Below are 22043 nucleotides of genomic sequence, written 5' to 3' on the forward strand. Positions count from 1 at the left end.
GCGGCGGGGAATTTTATTTTCAAAAAAACTTTTGAAAATAATCCCGATTCTGCTACACTAAAACCATTACAAATAACTGAGGCCTCCGAATATGTAGTTTTTGTCCCTCAATACTTTCGGGACGAAATCTAAAACCCCAGTAGTAGAATTCAATTTTTGATATTCCTCTTGATAATCGAGAGTAGTGCCAAGAGTTAAATTCTAACAAGTTGGGGTCCCCGTGAATTCACTACGGGGCAAGTTTGTAGGTCTCTCAACGCAATGAAGAAAAAAGAATACTCGATTGAAGTTGGTGGAAAAACGTTAACTGCTGAATTTAACGACCTTGCCGAACAGGCAAATGGATCGGTGATGTTGCGCTACGGCAACACAGTTATTCTTGCGACTGCCTGTATGTCGAAGAATGCAAAAGAGGGAAGTGATTTTTTCCCACTGACGGTTGATTTTGAGGAACGATTTTACGCTGGAGGAAAAATTGCTGGAAGCCGATTTATGCGACGCGAAGGACGACCTTCAGAAGAAGCGATTCTTTCGGGAAGAATTGTCGACCGAACTATCCGACCAATTTTTGACCAACACATTCGACATGAAGTACAAGTGGTGATTACGGTGCTTTCAGTTGATCAAGATGATCCAGATGTTTTGGCGGTGCTCGGCGCGTCGCTTGCGTTAGGTGTTTCTAATATCCCTTGGAATGGACCAGTTTCGTCAATTCGTATCGGTATGGAAAAAGGCAAAAATGAATTCTCAGTCAATCCTGTCTATGCAATTCGCGACGTAGAAAATTACGATGGCGATGTTGTCGCCTGTGGTAAAGATGGCAACATCAACATGATTGAAGTTGGTGGCAAAGAAATCGGCGAGGAAATTTTGCTTTCCGCCCTCAAAAAAGCCTCTGATGAGATCGAAAAGCTCCAGAAATTCCAAGAAAAAATAATTGCCGAAATTGGCAAACCCAAAAAAGAAATCTCCGCTCCAGAAATACCAAAAGAAATAACCGAACTCTTTGAAGCTGAAATTACCAAAAAACTTCCCGAGTTTGTGATGAGTGGAAAACCCGGAAACGCCAGTATTTATGAATTGAAATCGACATGGATGACCCTGCTCAAAGAAAAATTACCTGAAGCTAAACTGAGTTTCGGTGATTTTATTTTCGAAGAAAAAGTAAATGAATTGATTCACACCGAGGCTGTTGAGAATAACCGCCGACCAGATGCGCGAGGTATGGACGAGTTGCGACCGCTCTTTGCTCAAGCTGGGGGCGTTTCACCCATTCTTCACGGCTCAGGTATCTTTTACCGCGGAGGAACACACATTTTGTCAGCACTGACGCTCGGCGGCCCGGGAGATTCTTTAATAATAGAAGGTATGAATACGCAGGAAAAAAAGCGTTTCATGCACCATTACAATTTTCCACCGTTTTCTTCTGGCGAAACGGGACGCATTGGTTCCACTAATAGACGAATGATTGGTCACGGTGCTCTTGCGGAAAAAGCCCTGCTTCCAATTTTGCCTTCGAAAGAAACTTTTCCCTACACTATTCGCCTCGTGTCTGAGGCGCTAGCTTCAAACGGCTCGACTTCGATGGGTAGTGTTTGCGGTTCAACCCTGGCACTCATGGACGGAGGCGTACCGATCACGGCAGCAGTGGCAGGAATTGCGTCGGGGTTAATGATGAAAAACGCGAAACAGTACAAAGTTCTCACTGACATCCAAGGACCAGAAGATCACCACGGCGATATGGATTTTAAAGTGGCAGGGACAAAGAAAGGTGTGACCGCGGTGCAAATGGATGTAAAAGTGGGAGGCATTCCACTGCACATTCTTGAAGAAGCGTTTGAAAAAGCTAAACTCGCTCGATTTCAAATTCTTGAAACCATTGAAACTGAAATAAAAATTCCACGAGCGGACATTTCTCCGAATGCGCCAAAAATTTTGGTTCTCAAAATTAAACCTGACCAAATCGGTTTGGTTATTGGAACTGGAGGCAAGACGATTAACGAAATCAAGGAAAACACGGGTGTTGATGGCATTGATATTGAAGACGATGGAACGGTCTTTATCACCGGCAAAAACGGCACGGCGGAAAATGCCAAGAAAATTATCGAGGACATGACCCACGAGTACAAAAAAGGTGAGCGTTTCATGGGTACGGTTGTTAAAATTGCCGAATTCGGGGCCTTTGTGAAAATCGGCGGCGGAGCTGAAGGCTTGGTTCATGTTTCAGAAATCGCCACGTTCCGCATCGATCGAGTTGATTCCGTTCTCAAAGAAGGAGATGTGGTTCCGGTGGTTGTTAAAGAAATTGATGAACGAGATCGCATTAAACTTTCGATTAAAGACGCGGATCCCAATTTCATCAAGCGCAAAGCTGCTTGATGAAATAAATTCGAAGCACTAAATTCGAAATTCGAGAAAGAAGTCAATCGGGAAAGTAAAGTTCGGGCCGTTTAGGATTTTGAATTTAGTGCTTAAATATTGTTTCGGATTTCGATATTCGAATTTCGTATTTAATTTTGTTTGCCCAGACTCTCTAATTTTGCGACAATGTAGCCATGCCTCCAACTAACGAATCTGAAAAAAACTCTGGACCGAAAGCTTTGAGAACATTCCAAGGTGATGTCGAGCAAATGATACAGGAAGGAAATGGTTCCTTGACGAAAATCGCCATCGCAGAAAGCAATAAAAGAAGCACGATGCCATACGTTGGCATGGAACCGGAGGCCCCGAAACATAACATTCTTCTCATAGTCGGAATTGTGGGATTGCTTCTTGTGAGCGTCGGCCTTCTCTCAAGTCTATACTTTTTCAAATCGTCTGATAAACCGGTTACCGAAAACAACACCTATCGGCCGGTGCTTTTGGCGGATAGTCAAAAAAATCTAAATGTCACGGGTCTCTCGAGAGATCAGATTATAAAAACCTTACTACAGGAAAGAGGCTCGGCCAGTTCAAATCTTTCAGCGATTGAATCCATCGTGATGACAGAAGATAAGACTGAAACGGCTCAACCACTTCCTGTTGAACAATTTCTCAGTAAATTACAATCGCACGCTCCAAGCGAGCTTACGCGATCACTTGACTCAGACTACATGTTCGGGATTCACGTGTTAAATAAAAAACAATTTTTTCTTGTATTGAAAACGAGCTACTATCAAAATGCGTACGCGGGGATGTTGTCGTGGGAAAAGAATCTCAAAGAAGATTTGGGTGCATTTTTCATCTATCCTGACACAGCAAGTACGGCGACAACGAGTACCGCCCTGTTGCAAAAGGTTTCTGGATTCCAAGACGCAGTGGTTAAAAATCGGGACGCGCGGGTGTTGCGAGGAGCAAACGGGGCAATCAACTTCCTGTACTCTTTTCCGGATAAAAACACCATTATTATCACCACTAATGCCGATACGCTTGAGCAGGTTACTTCAAGACTTTTGAAAAATAAGCTTGTTCAATAATAGTAAGGTGAAAATTGCCGCCGCGACTCCGTCGCGGCGGCAATTTTCTTAAGTGCCTCAATAGGATTGGTCGAAATATTGAAGCCGTTGAAGTGGGATTTCGTGACATTGACAGGTGATTTTGTGCTACAATTACTTTTCGGTATGAAAACACTCGGCGACAATCACAGTGTTCAGAAGAGCGACAACCCATTTCAAAAAACTCGGGTACAAACGGCTGGCGTCTTTTTTCTGATGATTCTCGTTTCTAGCATTTTTCCAATCTCCACTTTTGCAGCAAATATTTCAAGTTCGCCCTGCCCATACGTTTGGAAGGAAAATTTAAAATTGGGAAGTTCCAACACTGACGTTCTAAAACTCCAGCAATTTCTAAATCGTAATCCAGAAACAGCCGTCGCGCTCACGGGCAGTGGCTCAGTCGGCAAAGAGGGGACATATTTCGGAGCGCTGACCAAACAAGCCGTCATAAAATTTCAAGAAAAATATTCAGCGGATATTTTGACACCCAACGGTCTCTCGAAAGGTACCGGCGCAGTAGCCGCGGCGACTCGCTCTAAACTCAATGCACTTTGCACAGGACAAGTAGCGGGAGCTTTCACTTCTGTGGATTCTTCTAAGACGGCCACAACGATAGCTGTCGAAACAAATATTTTAACCGTCACTGCACCAGCTCAACCTGCTAACACCATCGCGCCAGCAAACGCCGGCGGTGTGCCATTTACCAATTTTACTCTGACCGCAGGCAGTGAAGACGTGACAGTCAATAACGTGACAGTAGAGCGCACAGGACCTGGCGAAGACGGTGTGTTCTATTCAATTGCACTCAATGATGCAGACGGCAATCAAATTGGAATGGCAAGAAGCTTGAATTCAAATCACAAAGTTGTCTTGGGCGACCCGTTTGTTGTTCCTGCTCACACCTCACAAACCTTTACCATAACGGGAAACATGGAAAGTGACCTTACCAATTACGAAGGTCAGGCACCGATATTGCAAATTGATGCCATCAACACCTCGGTAAAAGTCGTAGGCTCTCTTCCAGTCAGGGGCACTAGTCAAAACGTAAACACTACGCTGGTCATTGGCACAGCCTACACCTCGCTATCTTCTTTTGATCCTACAGTGGCGACTACCCGCTACATCAATGATACCAATGTCCGCTTTTCTGGAATTCGGATCACGGCAGATTCACAAGAAGATCTCAGTCTCTCATCGATCGGTTGGGAAAATTCAGGTACCTCTGGAAGCAACGATGTCGATCATGTCGTGACAGTCGTACATGAAACTTCGTACCCAACGGAAATAGATGGTAGGATGTTCACATCGGTTTTTGATCCGCCAATCGTTATTCCAAAAGGTCAGTCGCTCGAGCTCTACGTGCAAGGAAATATCAAACCAAGCGCGGTCAATCGGACTATTAAATTTGATATTCACACGACAGATGATATCGCTCTTTTGGGAAATAGTTTCGGTTTTTATGTTTCAATTCTTCCTGAAGGCAATACGGGTGCTTCAGGTAATTCTGTCTTTATCACTTCCGACGGCTCACCAGATGGAGATAGCGGCTCGCCGTTTTTCAGCGCCTCTCCGGTGAGTGTAAGCGGGGGTACGTTTACGGGTGTAGGGAAGGCAACGTCAAATTAATTTTTTATGGAAAAACTCCAACTTTGGATTTATATTATTGGTGCGGTCATTGTTGCACTTTTTGCAAATTCAGCCAGTGCGATTTGGGCGAGCAAGGAAAATAAATTTTCACTATGGCTTCTTCTTCTGATACTTATTTCTCCTTTTGTTTTTATAACTTTTGGTTTGGTTGTGTCAAAGGTAGGAGTAGCAATAAGCTCAGCTACAATTGACTCTCTTCTCACCGTGACAACAATTACAGTCGGACTCATTTTTTTTAATGAGTGGAGCAAAATTTCACCATATCAATACCTTGGAATAGGGCTCGTTCTTGTAGGCATCTTCCTGATGCAATTTCCTTTTAAAACCGGAGTCTGAAAACTAAAAAGTTTATGACAGAGCAGTTACACGAGGTTTTAAAAAATAAAAAAACTCCCCCCTCTTTATCCAGAAAGTTTGTAAAATACGAGCCTCTTAATTTTGCAAGAATTGAACGCCAGTCTAAACGTTTGGCAGATTACATCGAGGATCATTTTGAGGATCTAGCTCAAATATTATTGGAGTATGAAAGTTATGAGGTCGTTGAGGATGAAACTTCGCGTGTACTAGATTTATTACGAAATCTGAAAGAGAATAAAAAATATTTTGTTTTGCGTGTTGGTGAAGTTGCCGCGTTTTTACCCAGAAATCAACCTTTATATGCTCTTATGTGCTTTGTTGTTGTACCCTCATTTATGGCAAGTGCGGTACATTTTCGAATCCCTCACAGCATGCGGCATTTTTTCCCTAAACTGCTTAGGTTCCTTAATCTACAGGGATTATTTCCGAACATAATTGTTTCCGACAAACAGCGTTCAGACTTTTTACGTGAACGATCTGCTTTACGTGTAAATCCAAACACCAAAGAAAACATACCGGTTACTGATGTTGTAATTTTTACTGGCACACCTTCCCACGCAGATCAGTTACGATCAATTTTCGACAAGCGAACCTTGTTTATTTCAAATGGTGCAGGCCATAACCCCTTAATAGTTACCGAAAGTGCTAATCTTTCGAAGGCGGTTGAGGCGGTTCTTGTCCTTCAACTTTACAATCAAGGACAAGACTGTGCTGCCCCCAACTCTATCCTTGTACATAAAGATGTATTGGCTGCTTTTCTCAACATACTTCGAAACAGACTCCAGTCAGTAAAAGTTGGTAGATACAGTGATAGATCCTGTAGAATTGGACCGATAAGTGACCCGCAAGATTTAGTTAGAATAGAAAATTTTCTTATTGAGCAACGGGCGTGGATTGATAAGTCAACACCTGGAACCATTCGCTCCCGTGAAGCTATTTTAGAACCTACCATTATTTGCAAGCCACTCAGAGAAGGGGGAAACTTCAATGAAATTTTTGCACCCGTAATTTTTGTACAAGAGTATGAGAGTGACCCTGAGCTGGCTTGTTATTTTGAAGATTCACAGTATGCGCAAAACGCAATGTATATTTCCGTGTATGGAAAAAGCGAGTATATAGAAAATTTAATTGGCCGTTCCATTGAAGGGAAAGTTCTTCATGATAAAAAGTCTGTTCTTCATAACACTCACTTACATGCACATGGACAAGAGCGGGGAACAAAACCGTACGGAGGATATGGATCAGGTGCTTCAAGTCTTAGCATAAACGAACGAACTTTTTCCAAACCAACACTTCCACAAAGAGATATCTATGAATGGATTGTTAAACCATTTTTTAATGACAAGTCCTTTAAAGACAACAAATCTAGTTTGGGTCACTTTACTGAAGTGCATCAAAAAAATGTCGACAAATTACTAAGATTGAAAGTCTCAACACCGACGCAAACTCAAAAAGCCACAACAGGTATAACGTACATAGATCTGGAGGCGTATAAGGTGAATACTAAAGATTTAAGATATGTTGAAGCTGATCCTGAAAAAATGTATTACTTGCTCGAAAAACCAAACTTAGAGTATATTGCGAAGCTAAACCTAAAGGATATTGACATGATACGAGCCTTGCGAACAAAACTTCTTAATAAATCCCTAACAACTTTCGAAAAATTCCACAACGAACTTTATGGACTATCGGTAGAACTAACCACTTCAACCACCAGTAATCGAATTTACCAACGCGTTTTTTTTCAACATGTTTACGAGCTTTTATTGGGTAAAAAATTTGGACCTCGACTCTCTCTGTTTCTCTGGCAGACAAACTCGAAAAAAATACTCGAGCTACTTGATATTTAACAAGATAACAATTTAGTGTAATAATCTGTAGGAGTATATAACCGCATGTCTTTCAAGAAAACCAATATGCCGACTAAAAATAAAAAACCAAGGAGATTGATCTGGATCACAAGCTTCCTCGCCCTTGCGACTGTGATGATTGCGATTTCAGCATCGTGGCTTCTATATCAGCATACAGTAACTCTTATTACAGAAAATCTACGGGAACGTCTCTTAACGATATCTATTACAGAAGCTGCCAATATCGACGCAAAAGATATTGAAGCTCTTCGGGTAGAAGACGATTGGCAAAAACCAGAGTGGGCGCGTGTCGTTAGTAAAATGCAGAAGGCAAAATACAGCAACGAAAGTATTGTCTTCATGTACATATTTCGAAAAACAAAGGACGACCCAAACAAGATGGAGTTCGTTGCAGATGCTGATTCTCTCAATCCTTTTGCAAATATGAGTGGTGACCCCTCAATATATGTTGATGTAAATAGAGACGGAAAGATTGAACCAGATGGTCCAGATAAACTTCAGTGGCCAGGACAGCCCTATCCTGAAGCCGCGGACATTCCAGAAACTGAGCAAGCCTATGGTGGGCCAATTACGGTAAAAGATTTGTATACTGACGAATATGGAACTGTCCTCACTGGTTATGCTCCGATTAAGGATGATAACGGAAATACTGTTGCGATTCTCGGCACAGACATCAAGGCGGACGATTTTTTTGCTGTAACTGGGCAAACACTATATCCATTTTTGGCCTTTATTGCTTTTCTAGTTTCTATTATTCTAACTTTGGCAGTCGTCTTAATTTACATTTGGAGAAAGCAGGAGTTGGCATTGGAAATAGTAAACGACCGACTGAAAGAGTTGGATCAATTAAAATCAGAGTTTGTGTCTCTAGCAACACATCAAATAAGAGGTCCACTGGCTTCGATCAAGGGCTACGCCTCACTTATGATAGAGGGTGATTATGGTGAAGTTCCAGCGCAGCTCAATGAACCAATCGATGTTATTTTTCGCTCGAGTCAATCCTTGGCTATTGTTGTTGATGACTTTTTGAATGTATCGAGAATTGAACAAGGAAAAATGAAATATGATTTTACAACTTTTGACCTATGCGCCTTAGTCCAGGAGGTTTACACAGAAGCTAAACCCAATATTGAGAAAAAGGGCCTTTCAATTTCCAGCAAATGTTCACCAGATACAGTCAATATTAATGGTGACCGCGGTAAACTTAAACAAGTTGTTGGAAATATTTTAGATAACTCAATCAAGTACACCCCGAAAGGCAGTATAAATTTATCTCTCACAGCCGATAAAGCTTCTGGGAAGGCAATCCTCACAATTAAAGATACTGGTGTTGGTATTCGCGCTACGACTATTCCTCATTTGTTCCAAAAATTTAGCAGAGCGGAGGATGCTTCGAAGGTAAATATTCTTGGAACTGGACTCGGGCTTTATGTGGCACGCGAGATGATAGAAGCGCATGGTGGGCGGATCTGGGTAGAATCTCCAGGCCTTGGGCAAGGTTCGACGTTTTTTGTGGAGTTTAGAATGGTTTGATATAACCTTGCTGAATTTTACCTAGGGTAAATATCAGAACTGTTACTACAATATAATCTGGATCAGACGGGATCGATATGTTACAATTGTTGTAGGTTAACAACAAAAACGATGGGTCAAAAAAATCAGATGCTTCTTTTGATACTGGTAATTAGCCTTATTATTTCTGTATCAATCACTTTTTATCAAACTGTGGAACAGAGAAACTTTGAAGTTACTAATTTTGTGAAGTAATTAAAATTCAGCGATGACTTTAACCACACTGGGTTCTTTTGTTTGTAATCTGCAACAAACAGCTTTTCTTGGAAATTTTTTTGTACTAGCGGGACCGGCTTTTTTATACTATTCCTATGTGCCGATTGTTTTTATTGCGACATTTCTGGGATTTTACGTTTTTCTAAATGGTCAGCGGTCTATACAAAGCAGAACACTTCTCAGCCTTACGGTATTTTTTGTTCTTTGGATTTTAAATATTTTAGTTCAATGGATTTCGCCCTACCATACGATCATGATGCTTGCGTGGCAACTTACAGCAGTTTTTGAAGTTGGATTTTTTCTTATGGCGTTATACTTTTCATATACCTTTTTTAACAAAAAGGATCTTCCGTTTTCTGGAAAATTTTTATTATTTATTTTGAGTTTGATTACAATTATTTTAGTTCCTACAAAATTCAATATACCGCTATATAACATCATTGATTGCGAGGGTATTACTGGACCATTGTGGAATGTTATATATGCACTGGAGCCGGCAGCCATTGTTCTCATAATATATATGGGTTTTGATGCATATCGCAAAACGCAAGAATCACTATTCAAAAGGCAAATTATCTTTCTTTCTTCGGGACTGGCAATTTTCTTAACGTCATTTTTTCTTTCAAATCTCTTGGGTGAGATAACAAAAATTTATGAATTCAACCTTTGGGGCACACCGGGAATGCTTTTATTTTTAGGACTTTTGGCGTACATGATAGTCCAATTCGAAACCTTTAACGCCAAACTTCTCGGAGCCCAAGCTCTTGTTGCAGGTCTTTTGGCCCTTATTGCCTCAATTCTTTTTGTACCAACAGAATACGTTAGGGTCATTACCTCTATTACCCTTATCCCCGCTTTCATTTTTGGAACAATTCTAATTCGAGGTGTTAAGCGCGAAGCAGAGCAACGCGAACAACTCAAAGACCTGAATACTAATTTGGAGAAAAAAGTCTCCGCCCAAACCCTCACCATTCGGCATGCGTTGGAAGTCGAGAAAAAAGCCCATGGGGAGCTGGAAAAACTCGATCAAAACAAAAGCGATTTTATTATCATCACCCAACACCATCTTCGCACTCCGCTAGCCCAAATTCATTGGTACACCGATTCAATCCTCAACGGACTCTACGGCAACATCTCAGGAGAATTCGCTGGTGTCATTGCCAACATTGGCAAAAGTTCTGAGAAATTGATCAAAACTCTCAACAATTTCCTCGATATTTCGCAATTAAAAATTGGCACTCAAATCCTTTCTCTGGAACCCACGAATCTCAAAGAGATTTTGGAAGAATTACTACAGGAAATGTCCCCTGAAATCATAAAGCGTAAAATCAGCGTTAACTTTAGAGAACACGATCCTTGGCCAACCGTTTCAGTTGATCCTGCCCGAATGAGAGACTCCCTTTCTATTATTCTCGACAACGCCATCAAGTACAATATCGATGGCGGAACTATCGACATTTCAACCAGCGAAAAGAAATCTCAATTGCAGTTGGAAATCAGTAACACCGGTATACTGCTGACCAAAGAAGACCGCTCCAGAATCTTCAAGGAAAGCTTCTTCCGTTCAAAAGAAGCTAAAAAAGTTAATCCGCTCGGCATGGGCGTTGGACTTCTCGTTGCCAAAACTATTGTGCAGGCACATCGAGGAACAATTTCAGTTGAGAGTAATGGAGAAGGGGGAATGAAAGTAAGGGTGGGAGCGAGAAGGGGATAACAGAATATGTACGAGCAACCGGTTACTTGCTATAATTGTTGTTAAGAAATAACAATTAATGTTACAATAATAGTCTGAGTGACAGAGAACGATCTTTATTGGTATCATAGGGATATGGAAAACATAGACACAAAAAAATATCGAGAATTATTAACAAAAGAATTAGCAGTTGTCGAGAAAGAATTAAATACCATAGGCCGAAAAAATCCTTCGAACCCGGCTGACTGGGAAGCGATGCCTGACAAAATGGACACGCTTGCATCCGACTCAAATGACGTCGCTGACAGTATCGAATCCTACGAAGAAAACACAGGAATTTTGAAACAACTAGAAATTCGTTTTAATGAAATCAAGCGCGCACTAGAAAGAATCGAAGCTGGAACATACGGAACTTGTGAAGTGAGTGGGGAACCGATTGAAATCAAAAGACTTGATGCCAATCCGGCGGCGACTACCTGCTTGAAGCACATCAAATAAACTCGAAGCACCAAATCCGAAATCCGAAACAAACCCCGAAAATCTAAATGTTTAAAATTTTAAAAATTAGAATTTAGATATTGTTTCGAATTTCGTGCTTCGAATTTCGGATTTCATTCCCATGTCTTTCGCCAAGGTCTACAGCGCCCAAACAACCCTACTCTCCGCTCAGATCATTTCAGTAGAAATAGATTTATCTAAAGGATTACACTCATTTTCCATAGTCGGCCTCCCCGACAAGGGTGTGGAAGAATCTCGTGATCGTGTTGCCGCCGCCATCAAAAATTCCGGCTTCACTTCTCCCAAACAAAAAAACCAGAAGGTGACAATTTCACTGGCGCCCGCGGATGTGAAAAAAGAAGGGCCGATTTTTGATCTGGCGATAGCTTTGGCCTACCTTGCTGCTTCGGAAGAAATTAAACTGGAACCGGAAGGCAAAATTTTTCTTGGTGAACTGTCTTTGGATGGAAAGTTACGAAAAATTCACGGAGTGTTGCCGCTGGCTCGAAAGGCACATGACGAAGGTTTCAAAGAAATTTATGTACCCGAGGAAAACGCGCGCGAAGCGGCGCTCATCGAAGGAATTAACGTTTTTGGGATCAACAACTTAACGCAAATTCTGGAACACTTGGCAACCGACGCTGAACCAGATCGGGTAGGAAAAAGTTTGCAGCCTCAGGAAACCACGCGGATTGCGAAAAAATCTCAAAATTACGAAGTTGATTTTTCAGACATCAAGGGCCAGGAAACAGCAAAAAGAGGATTGGAAATTGCCGCGGCAGGAGGACACAACATTGCCATGTTTGGGCCACCAGGCACCGGCAAAACCATGCTCGCCAAGGCCTTTTGTCATATTTTGCCACCACTTTCTTTTGAAAAAATACTTGATGTCACCGCCATTCATTCTATCGCCGGAATTTTAAAAGGCGACATGCTGAGCGAGCCGCCGATCCGTTCACCGCACCACACCGCGTCCTACGTTTCACTGGTTGGTGGTGGATCGACACCAAAACCCGGCGAAGTGACCCTTTCGCATCACGGAGTTTTGTTTCTCGACGAATTTGCGGAATTTGAACGTCGCGCCATAGATGCCCTTCGTGAACCTTTGGAAGAAAGGGTAATGAGCGTTTCTCGAGCGCGCGGTACAGTGCATTTTCCGGCAAAATTTATTTTAATTGCCGCCATGAATCCGTGCCCGTGCGGGAATAATGGCTCAACGGAAAAAAATTGTATCTGCTCTCCGATTATTCTCAAGCGTTACAAAGATAAAATTTCCGGACCGATTATCGACCGGATCGATATTTGGCTTGAAGTTCCTAGAATTTCTCACCAGACTCTTTCGAATAAATCCGGCTCTGAAAGTACAGCGGCAGTCAGAGAAAGGGTCATTAAAGCTAGAGAAATCCAAGAAGCGCGGTTCAAGGCACATGGCCGAGCCATCGATACCAATAGCGACCTTTCGGCGCGAGACATCTCAAAAATCATTGATCTTGATGAGAGTGTCACAAAAATATTAAACACTTTGGCTGAGCGACTCGGTCTTTCTGGACGAGCCTACCATCGCGTCATTAAACTAGCTCGAACTATCGCCGATCTCGACGGCTCCGAAAAAATAGCTGAGAATCACGTACTTGAAGCGCTCCAATATCGCCCGAAGCAGCTGGCGTAGTGAGGCGGAATCAAGACAAAGAAAAAGCCCCTTTCGGGGTTTGCAGGAATCTTACCCATTCGACTCGAAGACTCGCTCAGGGTAAAAATCTTAAGAAAGATTTTTAAAACGGGTTCTTGGCTCCTCGGACTTCAAAGTGAAGATGTGCCCCGGTTGATTTTCCCGTATTCCCTACGAAACCAATAACCTGACCTTGATTAACATGCGTCCCCTGAGCAACAATATCGCTGGACATGTGCGCATACAACGTTTGAGTACCATTTGGATGTGAAATAACCACATACTCGCCATATCCTCCATTCCAACCTGAATTTTTACTGATGATGACCTCTCCAGAAGCGGCAGCCATAATTGGGGTGCCAACGGGATCTCCCAAATCAACACCGTTGTATCCGTGTATACCCTGAGTTTTTACGTATGCGCCAAGAGGGGAGGCATAATAACCATCCAAACTTGGACCTCCTGTGCCTCTTGGTTTGGAAGTTGGAGTGGTACCGGTAACTTTCTTAACGGTTGCCACTTCACCATCGGGAACGATCAAAGTGCCACCAACAGCCAAAGCTTCTCCATCTTTCAAGTTGTTGAACTGCTTAATTTCTTCAATGTCCGCCTTATACTTTGCCGCAATGCTTTTTAGGGTGTCGCCTGCCTTGATCGTGTGTTGAGTACCAGAAATAGGCAAAATAATAAGCTGTTGTCCAATTTTTAAACTGCTTGGAGTAACATCGTTAGCCCAAACAATCGTGTTGACTGAAACGCGGAACATCTTGGCAATCTGAGAAAGAGTGTCGCCTGGACGAACAACATAGATGCTGATCTGGTCTGAATGAGCCTCGTCGATATCCGCCATACTACCTGATGGACCGGTTTCCGAAAGGAGCGCAGTGTCACTTACCACCACGATGTCGCCACCACCTTTGGCAAGAGTTGGATTGGAACTGATAGTCGCTTGAAGCAAAGAAATGTTCTGTGAAGTTGCCACCGTAGCAACCTGAGCTTGGGCGGTGTCAGTAAATAAATTTGAAACAAAAGAAAAAATCCCCGCATACGCAAAGGTTGGGAGACTTAAAGAGATGAAAATACTAAACAGCCTTGTATAAAAAAGGGCCTGAATTAGCAATTTTGTGCCTCTACTGAGCCATTTTTTCGAATTTGGCTCGAGAGGTTTGTGGGAGTCTTTCAAAATAAGCCTATTTCTATGATTAATCTGGCGGTCTTACAGAAAAGTGGCTCTAATTAGCCACTAAAAGGAAATCTCCCATATCGGCACTTGCATACTACTATAAACCCTGGCGGGGCGAAGTCAACTGATAAAAAGACACCCTGGGGATAACGTTTGGGAGCAAAATTTTAGAAAAATTGTAAGCCAAAACGAGAAAATTAGTCCCGGAAATTTTGCCGCAAAATTTCCAGACAACATTCATCCCTAACTCGTCTCTCATGCTATAGTATTGTCTCAATGAACAACCTCGAAGGACTAAATGCTCAACAAAAAGAAGCTGTACTTCAGACCGAAGGGCCATTACTCATCATTGCCGGAGCGGGAGCTGGCAAAACCAAGACCATCACGCACAGAATTCTTCACTTGATCACTCAAGGTGTAGCTCCCTCCAATATTCTTGCTGTAACTTTTACTAACAAAGCGGCCAAAGAGATGCGCGAGCGAGTGATGAAGCTCTTGGCGGAAGACAAAAGTCTCAATTTTCCTGTTTCGAGTTTCGATTCTTCTAACAACTACCGATCACAAACCACGAACCTTCCTCTTGTCTGCACCTTCCATGCCCTAGGCGTGAAAATTTTGCGTGAAAACTGCCGACTGCTCAACATTCCACTCCATTTCACCATTCTCGACAAAGGAGATTCCATGAGATTCATCAAAGACGCAATGGATGAGGCAGGCGTTGATAAAAAAAGCTTTGACCCGGCGGTAATCCAAAACCTCATCAGCAGAGAAAAAGGTTCGGGCATCACCGTCGAAAAATTTCAGGAAAAAATTGGCAACGAATACATCCCGACCGTGGCACTGTCAGTCTGGAAACGGTACGAAGCCAACTTGGCGAAGGAAAAAGCGCTGGACTTCGATGACCTGTTGCTCAAAACAGCCACATTACTCCGCGACAACGAGGCCGTGCGATCGCACTACCAAAAAACCTGGCAATACATTCACATCGACGAATACCAGGACACCAACAAGGTTCAGTATCTCATTGCTAAATATTTAGCTGAAAAAACCAAAAACATTTGTGTGGTGGGGGACATCGATCAGACAATTTACAGTTGGCGCGGGGCAGACATCAAAAATATTTTGGGTTTCGAAAAAGATTACCCAAACGCCAAGATGGTGATGCTCGAGGAAAATTATCGTTCAACCCAGACTATTTTAACCGCGGCCAATCGCGTCATCGCTAAAAATAAAGTGAGGAGAGACAAAAATCTATTTACTAAAAACGGCGAAGGAGAAAAAGTGGGAATTTTTGAAGCCTACGACGAAACTGACGAAGCTCGTTTTGTAGCTACCAAATCTCGGCAATTGATTGAAAATGGGACCTCGCCATCTGAAATTGCAGTCTTATATAGAGCCAATTTTCAGGGACGAGCGCTTGAAGAAGGAATGCTGAGCTTGAGCTTGCCGTATCAAGTTTTGGGAATTCGTTTCTTTGAAAGAAAGGAGGTGAAAGATATTATTTCTTACCTCAAAGCCTCTTTAAATGAAGAAGGTCTTTCTGATATCAAAAGAATTATTAATGTTCCACCGCGAGGACTCGGTAAGGTGACCGTCTTAAAAATTTTTGCTGGCCAGGAAAATACCTTGCCGGCCAATACTCTAAAAAAAGTAACGGCTTTCAGAAAAATCCTAGGGGAGATTAGGGAAGTTGCGGCTAAAGAAAAACCGTCACAAACCATTAAACACATTATCCGTGCCAGTGGCATCGAGCAAGAATTGAGAAATGGTGGAAACGACGATGAAGAGCGTTTAGAAAACATCCGGGAGCTTGTAACCTTTGCCACCAAGTACGATGTCTATGAAAAACCCGAAGATGGTATTCTAAAATTTCTTGAGGAGGCGGCGCTAGCATCGGATCAAGATGAAATGATGAAGGGAAGAGATGCCATCAAACTAATGACGGTGCATGCGGCCAAGGGATTAGAGTTTGAATATGTGTTTATCACCGGACTTGAAGAGGATTTATTTCCGCACAAAAAAATGAGTGCCGGCAAGGTTGATGAGCGACAAGAAGAGGAGGAACGCCGATTGTTTTATGTCGCTTTGACGCGAGCTAAGAAAAAATTGTATCTTTCATACGCTAGTATCCGAACGATTTTCGGTTCAAAACAAATCAATGTGCCGTCGGAATTTGTATTTGATATCGATGAAGAATTGTCAGAAAAGGAAGAATCATTTGCAGGAGGAGGTAAAATAATTTACCTGGATTAGGAAATCCAGGTAGCTGATACTAATATACGAATGAATGCGAATCTACAAATAACTACCAATGCTTGGTTGTGGGATTTTATTCGCAGTTATTAGTAGTATTAGTATAATTAGTTGATTAGTATGCTTTACGCTAAAAAATCATTAGGTCAAAATTTTCTCCACTCAAAAAAAGCCATCAGCGACATCGTACTTGCTGGAGAAATACAAAAAGGGGAGACGGTGCTCGAAGCTGGGCCAGGTACAGGAATTTTAACTGAAGCTCTTCTACAAGCTGGAGCAAAAGTGTTGGCCATTGAAAAAGATCGCCGACTCATTCCAGTTCTTGAGCAAAAATTCGCCGTTGAGATTGCCTCGGGCAACCTGACCCTCATCGAAGGCGACATCTTAGATTTTGATTCTTCTCTCTACCCACTACATACTACCCACTACAAACTAGTGGCCAACATTCCCTACTACATCACCGGTGTTTTCATCCGAAAATTTTTAGAAACCGAACATCAACCAAATAAAATTGTTATTTTAATTCAAAAAGAAGTGGCGGAAAGAATCGTGACCAGAGATGGCAAAGAAAGTTTGCTTTCTTTAGGGGTTAAAGCCTACGGCACACCGAAATACATCGCCACAGTAACAAAAGGGAATTTCCGTCCGGCACCAAACGTCGACTCAGCAATCCTCGCCATTGAAAACATTTCCCGAAACAATTTTGAAAACCCCGAACAAGAAAAAAAACTTTTCGCGCTAGCCAAAAAAGCTTTCGGTCAAAAAAGAAAAATGATCACCGGCACACTCGGTGTAAGTGCAGAGACACTTTCAGCCTGTGGCATCGAGGCAAAAGCTCGGCCAGAAGAACTGAGTTTAAAAGACTGGCTTTATCTAACAAAGAATATCTAAAATATTATCTACTGCCTGTCACTCCACCAATCAAACCCTCCTGTGGCAGTGAATAGCACGAAGGGTAAGCGATCATCAGACACGTCGACGCTGGAGTATATGCCCCAACAGCGTTTAACGAAAATGGCAAACTGTAGGTCATATACATCTGGGTACCCATATAATATGTTAAAAGCGCAGGGTATTCTGGAGGCAAGGGAGTTAGGGTTATCAGCCAATTACCGCTACAAGTGCAGGGGAGAATAAATAGGATTCTTGCACCAAAGGGTAGACCCGTCGTTAGTGCATTAGCCTTTTCGGGAGCGAAAAGTCCAACAATATTTTTAAAGAAACCCAAGAAACTGCCGGGGCCAGCTTTTGATGAGGTGTTTAAGCCGTGAATTTCAACGCCACTTTTCTGAACTTCCTCAATAAATTTTTTTTCTGGATGATTTAAATCGATCTCTTTTTTGACCTGCTCCTTGGCAAAAGTGAGCGCATCTTTAGTATACCCCTGTTTTGCCCCAACCCTATCAAGAGCGGCAAAAAGGGCAGACTCATCGAAAACAATTTTGTCTAAAGGCGTTTCGGGGTTTGGGGTAATGAGTTCAGTGGCAGGGGTTCCTGGAAAAGTAACTTCAGGTTGTACAGGAGTTGGAACCACAGGAGACGTGACGACAGGAAGATTTTGTTGAGTAGAAATATTTTGTAATGAAGAAAGTTTTTTTCGTGTTGCGGCTCCCACAAAACCAGTGGCCTGGGAGAGCCCGTTTGGAAATAAAATTTCATCTCGATATTTCCACTGGAAACGCTTCACCGCATCAAAGGTTTTTGAACCAAAATAGTCGGTTTCAAAACCGATTGAAGCGATACCGCTTCCAGAAACTTGAGTTTCAACATCGGTATTTAACATTTTTTGAAGCGCGACAACATCTGCGCCCTGAGAACCGACTGAAAGGTTTCGATAAAAGGAGGAAGTGGAAATTTCCTCGGCCAAAACTGGAATTGAGAGTACGAAAATGGATACTGCCACCAAAAAACTTTTGAAAAATAGGGTGCTACCTGTCTGCTGTTGTTGTACCGAAATCATATACACAATTATATCATGGAGGAAAAGCAATGTTGCTATTTTTTTGGTATACTTTCTGCTAAAGAAAGGAGGGACTCTGAACCTGCTGGAACTTTTGTATATAAATGAAAAGTGTACACAAAAAAACTATCGTAATCATCGTTGTACTAGCTTCTATTGTCGCTCTTTTAGTTGTGGTTTTTATTAAATTCTCAAAATCCACCACCTATACCAGCTCACTCGATGAAAGTACCATTCAATCAAAAATGCTGGCAGTTGATACCGACTCAGATGGTTTAAAAGATTGGGAAGAACAGCTATGGAAAACTGATCCGAAAAATCCTGACTCGGATGGTGATGGCGCGCTTGATGGAGAAGAAATTAAAACTGGGCGTGACCCGTTGAAGGCAGGGCCAAATGATAAGCTCGACACCGACACGATAACCGCCAAAATAAATCCTGAAACAGAATCTGACCTCTCCGAAACCGACAAATTCTCTCGAGAACTTTTTGTAAAAATAATTGCAGCTGGGGAATCTGACACTCCTCCGACAGAAGCCGATTACGAAAATTTTCTGAATCAAACTATTCAGCAACAAATTGACGCTCAAAAAATTAAGAATTACACTTCTGAAGATGTAAAAGTTGATGCAGAAGAAACTCCTGAAAAAATTAGAGCTTACGGCAATACTATTGCCAGCATTCTGACCAAAAAGCCCCCTCAAAAACTTGAGTTTGAAATTGCCATTGTGGATAGAGCCCAAACAAAGAACGACCCCGAGGAATTAAAAAAGCTTGAACCTTTGATTGCTGAATATAAACGCATTGAACATGATTTGATCAAGGTAACTGTACCGAAAAGCGCGTTGAAAAATCATTTGTTACTCATAAATGCCACAACAGCCATGGCGTGGAGCATCACTGGCTTGGAATATGTTTTATCTGATCCACTCAAAGCCTTGCCGGGAGTTACCGCCTATTCAGACAACGCGGACGGTTTTCAAAATGCAATCAGATCGTTTAAAAGTTATTTTGATTCGGCGGGAATTATTTTTCAATCAACAGACAGTGGTTATCAATTCTTCGATACGATATAATTAGTAGGACTTATTCAGTCGGCATCCACAGGACTGCGTTTTGTTCTCACATAAGAATGTGAACAAAACGGGAGCATTTCAATATGAAAAGTTTTAAAAACACCACGCTCTCAATCCTCATCGTTTCGCTCATCGCGGGACCGACGCTCTTTTCGTTTCCGACTCAGGCAAAAGCAGGGGTGACAGACTGTATCGCTGGAATGTTGCTCAGCAAAACTAAAAGTACAGGAACCACAGTGGCGGCAACCGCGGTAGGTACCGGCGCCATGACCAGCGCAAGCGGCGTAGCAACCGCCAACAAAATTACCTCAGTTCCAACGAGTGACGCTGGGGTAGCGGCCATGATTCAAGGCCAAACCACCGCCATCACGTCACTCGTCAAGGCTGATGCAACGATAAATTCTGGAACTAACAGCCAAACCACAGGCTTGAGCATCAAGCGCTGTATTATTGAACCGATCGTCACTATCATGGCGAGAACCCTTCTCACCAAATTTACCGCTCAAACAGTTAATTGGATCAATGGTGGTTTCCAAGGCAGTCCACAATACGTCACCAACATTCAGGGTTTTATGTCTGATGTTGCCGATCAAGCAATCGGTAGCTACATACGAGGACTTGGCCCCATCGGGGCAATTCTCTGCGGACCGTTTGACTTACAAGTGCGACTTTCACTCAATTTACAATATTCTAAAGGACCGAATCTTCGAGAGATCGGTTGTCGACTCTCAGATATCCAAAAAAATGTTCAGAACGCTTTCACCAAGGGAGTTTTCGGAAAAAATGGTTGGGATAACTGGCTTCAAATTACTCAGACCCCGCAAAATAATCCTTACGGCGCATATCTCAAGGGTGTGGAGTCAATCGACGCTAAGATTGCCGGTCAGCAATTTGCCCTGAAAACCCAACTTGATTTTGGCAGAGGTTTTCTTTCTTCGGTTGATCCAGCAACTGGAAAAATCACAACGCCCGGTTCGATCATCGAGGGTCAGCTAAACGCAACACTCATCCAACCGCTCCAAAATATTGGGTTGGCTAAAGATATCGACGCTATTTTAAATGCACTAGTTGGACAAATGATCAGTCAGGTTATGGGTGGCATTGGGGGACTGGCCGGCGCAAGCGACTCTCGCTCCGCTTCTGGTGGATATTCGTCAGCAGTTGATCTTGGTCTAAAACAGACTCCGGCCACTGTTTCTAATGCAAATAATCAGGCTCAAAGTCTTCAAGTTGGTTTGTACATGAATACAATTGGTGGAGGAAGAACTGCCGCCACAACAGCCTGTCCAACAAAAACAAGTGATTGTCCTACCGTTACGGGCGGTCCGACACCAACAGAGTTTTGTACGCAATTTAAGGCAAACGTCTACGGCACAAAACCAAACGACGCAAGAGTGTGGGTAAAAGTGAACGGTACAGGTGGCGACCAATTGACTTCAAAAACTTCTGCTACTGGTGACGTACCATGGACTCTTGCTGATTACCGAGCGACGGCCAACTTCTGCCAATTCGTCGATATTACTACGCCGATCGGCGGAGAGGTTGATAAATTTGTTGATCAAATAACTCCAAAAGGTGAGGTTACCGCTCCTGTTATCACTCCAGCAAAACCACCGGCAAATAATAATGCCAACCGAGAAATTTCTCTCTACACCGCGAAACTTAATCAGTCCTTCGTCTATCGTTCCGACGAAGGAATATTGTATGGGCCACAAAACGTCTTCGGCCAAATTGGCGCACTCACATACGGTGGCCCCGCGCCGCATTGGTGGACCGCTTCCTTAAATCAAACTGAGAAGATAGAAACCATTACCGTTAAGTCGATAGTAGACGGACGAACTACTGGTGCCCACACAATTAGATTCTCCTTACTCCCAGACAGTCAGTCGGGCGTAGCTGTTTCACTAAATCAAGTAAACGCTGGTCAAAACGTCTTCGAGTTTACAATTCCATCAAACCCTTCTTTTGGTTCGTACTCTATTAGGATCGGCGGGGTCGAAGTAGCAACTCTTTCTGGAACCAACAATGATTTCACCATCACTTTCAAAAATCCGATTTCCGCAAATGCCTTGGCAATATCAAGACCAACCTTCCTCTGGCTGTCCCAAGTTACGCTATCGCGCCCACAATCGGCTACTGTTTCTTTCGATAATGCAATTTCAGATATGGTCCTGCTAAGCAAATCTCAGCCGACAAATATCAGTGTTGGTTTCTCTTCTCGTCTCGACAAAACGATTACTATCAAAACCTCGCTTCAAAAATATTTCAACGGGTCATATGTGGGCGAAGCCTTCGCCGGCGGATCAGTCTTTGAAAGTTTCTCTGCTGACATTCAACAGCCGGCGAGTGGATTGGCAAAGGGTCCTTTTAACGCTTCCGCCATGGAAAGTGGTCAATCTGTAAATATTACTGCGGACAATGGGGCCTTTATAAATTACAGCATAAAACCGCCGACGCTCAGTGCTTGTGACGACTCGAGCTTACCGCAATACCGATTGATTACGACTATAAGTGCCGATGAAACCTGGACACAAGTAACGCCGCTTAATATAAAGTGTAGCGAGTAGTTTGGTCA

Annotated in this window: 15 protein-coding genes; 13 read left to right on the plus strand and 2 right to left on the minus strand. The window is 42.7% G+C overall.

Annotation, left to right across the window (positions count from 1 at the left end; translation table 11 throughout):
* Positions 1-261 precede the first annotated feature (261 nt).
* The 9 genes from V4467_02855 to V4467_02895 all read left to right on the plus strand — a co-directional run bounded on the left by V4467_02855 (position 262) and on the right by V4467_02895 (position 12996).
* On the plus strand, positions 262-2379 hold the full coding sequence (locus V4467_02855) for a polyribonucleotide nucleotidyltransferase (protein MES2087908.1): 2118 nt from the start codon (positions 262-264) through the stop codon (positions 2377-2379).
* Positions 2380-2555: 176 nt separating this feature from the next.
* On the plus strand, positions 2556-3455 hold the full coding sequence (locus tag V4467_02860; protein MES2087909.1) for a hypothetical protein: 900 nt from the start codon (positions 2556-2558) through the stop codon (positions 3453-3455).
* A gap of 144 nt (positions 3456-3599) precedes the next feature.
* Positions 3600-5099, plus strand: a complete 1500-nt coding sequence (locus V4467_02865) for a peptidoglycan-binding domain-containing protein (protein MES2087910.1) — start codon at positions 3600-3602, stop codon at positions 5097-5099.
* Between the two features lie 6 nt (positions 5100-5105).
* A complete protein-coding gene (locus tag V4467_02870) occupies positions 5106-5456 on the plus strand; it encodes a hypothetical protein (protein MES2087911.1) in 351 nt (116 codons plus the stop codon).
* A gap of 14 nt (positions 5457-5470) precedes the next feature.
* A complete protein-coding gene (locus V4467_02875; GenBank protein MES2087912.1) occupies positions 5471-7327 on the plus strand; it encodes an aldehyde dehydrogenase family protein in 1857 nt (618 codons plus the stop codon).
* A gap of 45 nt (positions 7328-7372) precedes the next feature.
* A complete protein-coding gene (locus tag V4467_02880) occupies positions 7373-8881 on the plus strand; it encodes a HAMP domain-containing sensor histidine kinase (protein ID MES2087913.1) in 1509 nt (502 codons plus the stop codon).
* Between the two features lie 247 nt (positions 8882-9128).
* Positions 9129-10850 carry an ATP-binding protein gene (locus V4467_02885; protein ID MES2087914.1) on the plus strand — a complete coding sequence of 574 codons (1722 nt, stop codon included), beginning with the start codon at positions 9129-9131 and terminating at the stop codon, positions 10848-10850.
* 114 nt (positions 10851-10964) lie between these two features.
* Positions 10965-11327 (plus strand): TraR/DksA C4-type zinc finger protein, encoded by a 363-nt coding sequence (locus V4467_02890; protein ID MES2087915.1) that lies wholly within the window; start codon positions 10965-10967, stop codon positions 11325-11327.
* 121 nt (positions 11328-11448) lie between these two features.
* Entirely contained in the window at positions 11449-12996 is a 1548-nt protein-coding gene (locus V4467_02895) for a YifB family Mg chelatase-like AAA ATPase (GenBank protein MES2087916.1), read from the plus strand.
* 103 nt (positions 12997-13099) lie between these two features.
* Here V4467_02895 and V4467_02900 read toward each other — a convergent pair whose 3' ends face one another.
* Positions 13100-14116, minus strand: coding sequence for a M23 family metallopeptidase (locus tag V4467_02900; protein MES2087917.1), 1017 nt, complete (start codon positions 14114-14116; stop codon positions 13100-13102).
* 339 nt (positions 14117-14455) lie between these two features.
* Between V4467_02900 and V4467_02905 the strand changes: the two genes are divergently transcribed.
* Both V4467_02905 and rsmA read left to right on the plus strand, forming a co-directional pair.
* Positions 14456-16432 (plus strand): UvrD-helicase domain-containing protein, encoded by a 1977-nt coding sequence (locus V4467_02905; protein MES2087918.1) that lies wholly within the window; start codon positions 14456-14458, stop codon positions 16430-16432.
* A 120-nt stretch (positions 16433-16552) separates the two neighbouring features.
* Positions 16553-17323, plus strand: coding sequence for a 16S rRNA (adenine(1518)-N(6)/adenine(1519)-N(6))-dimethyltransferase RsmA (rsmA, locus tag V4467_02910; protein MES2087919.1), 771 nt, complete (start codon positions 16553-16555; stop codon positions 17321-17323).
* 4 nt (positions 17324-17327) lie between these two features.
* Here rsmA and V4467_02915 read toward each other — a convergent pair whose 3' ends face one another.
* Positions 17328-18392 (minus strand): peptidoglycan-binding domain-containing protein, encoded by a 1065-nt coding sequence (locus tag V4467_02915; protein MES2087920.1) that lies wholly within the window; start codon positions 18390-18392, stop codon positions 17328-17330.
* A 104-nt stretch (positions 18393-18496) separates the two neighbouring features.
* Here V4467_02915 and V4467_02920 point away from each other — a divergent pair, with 104 nt between their 5' ends.
* Positions 18497-19468 carry a hypothetical protein gene (locus tag V4467_02920; protein ID MES2087921.1) on the plus strand — a complete coding sequence of 324 codons (972 nt, stop codon included), beginning with the start codon at positions 18497-18499 and terminating at the stop codon, positions 19466-19468.
* Between the two features lie 83 nt (positions 19469-19551).
* The gene (locus V4467_02925) at positions 19552-22035 is read left to right on the plus strand and encodes a hypothetical protein (protein ID MES2087922.1); all 2484 of its coding nucleotides are present in this window, start codon (positions 19552-19554) and stop codon (positions 22033-22035) included.
* Positions 22036-22043 lie beyond the last annotated feature (8 nt).

The organism is Patescibacteria group bacterium (assembly GCA_040390045.1).
Taxonomy (GTDB): Bacteria; Patescibacteriota; Minisyncoccia; order Phycocordibacterales; family SIBU01; genus SIBU01.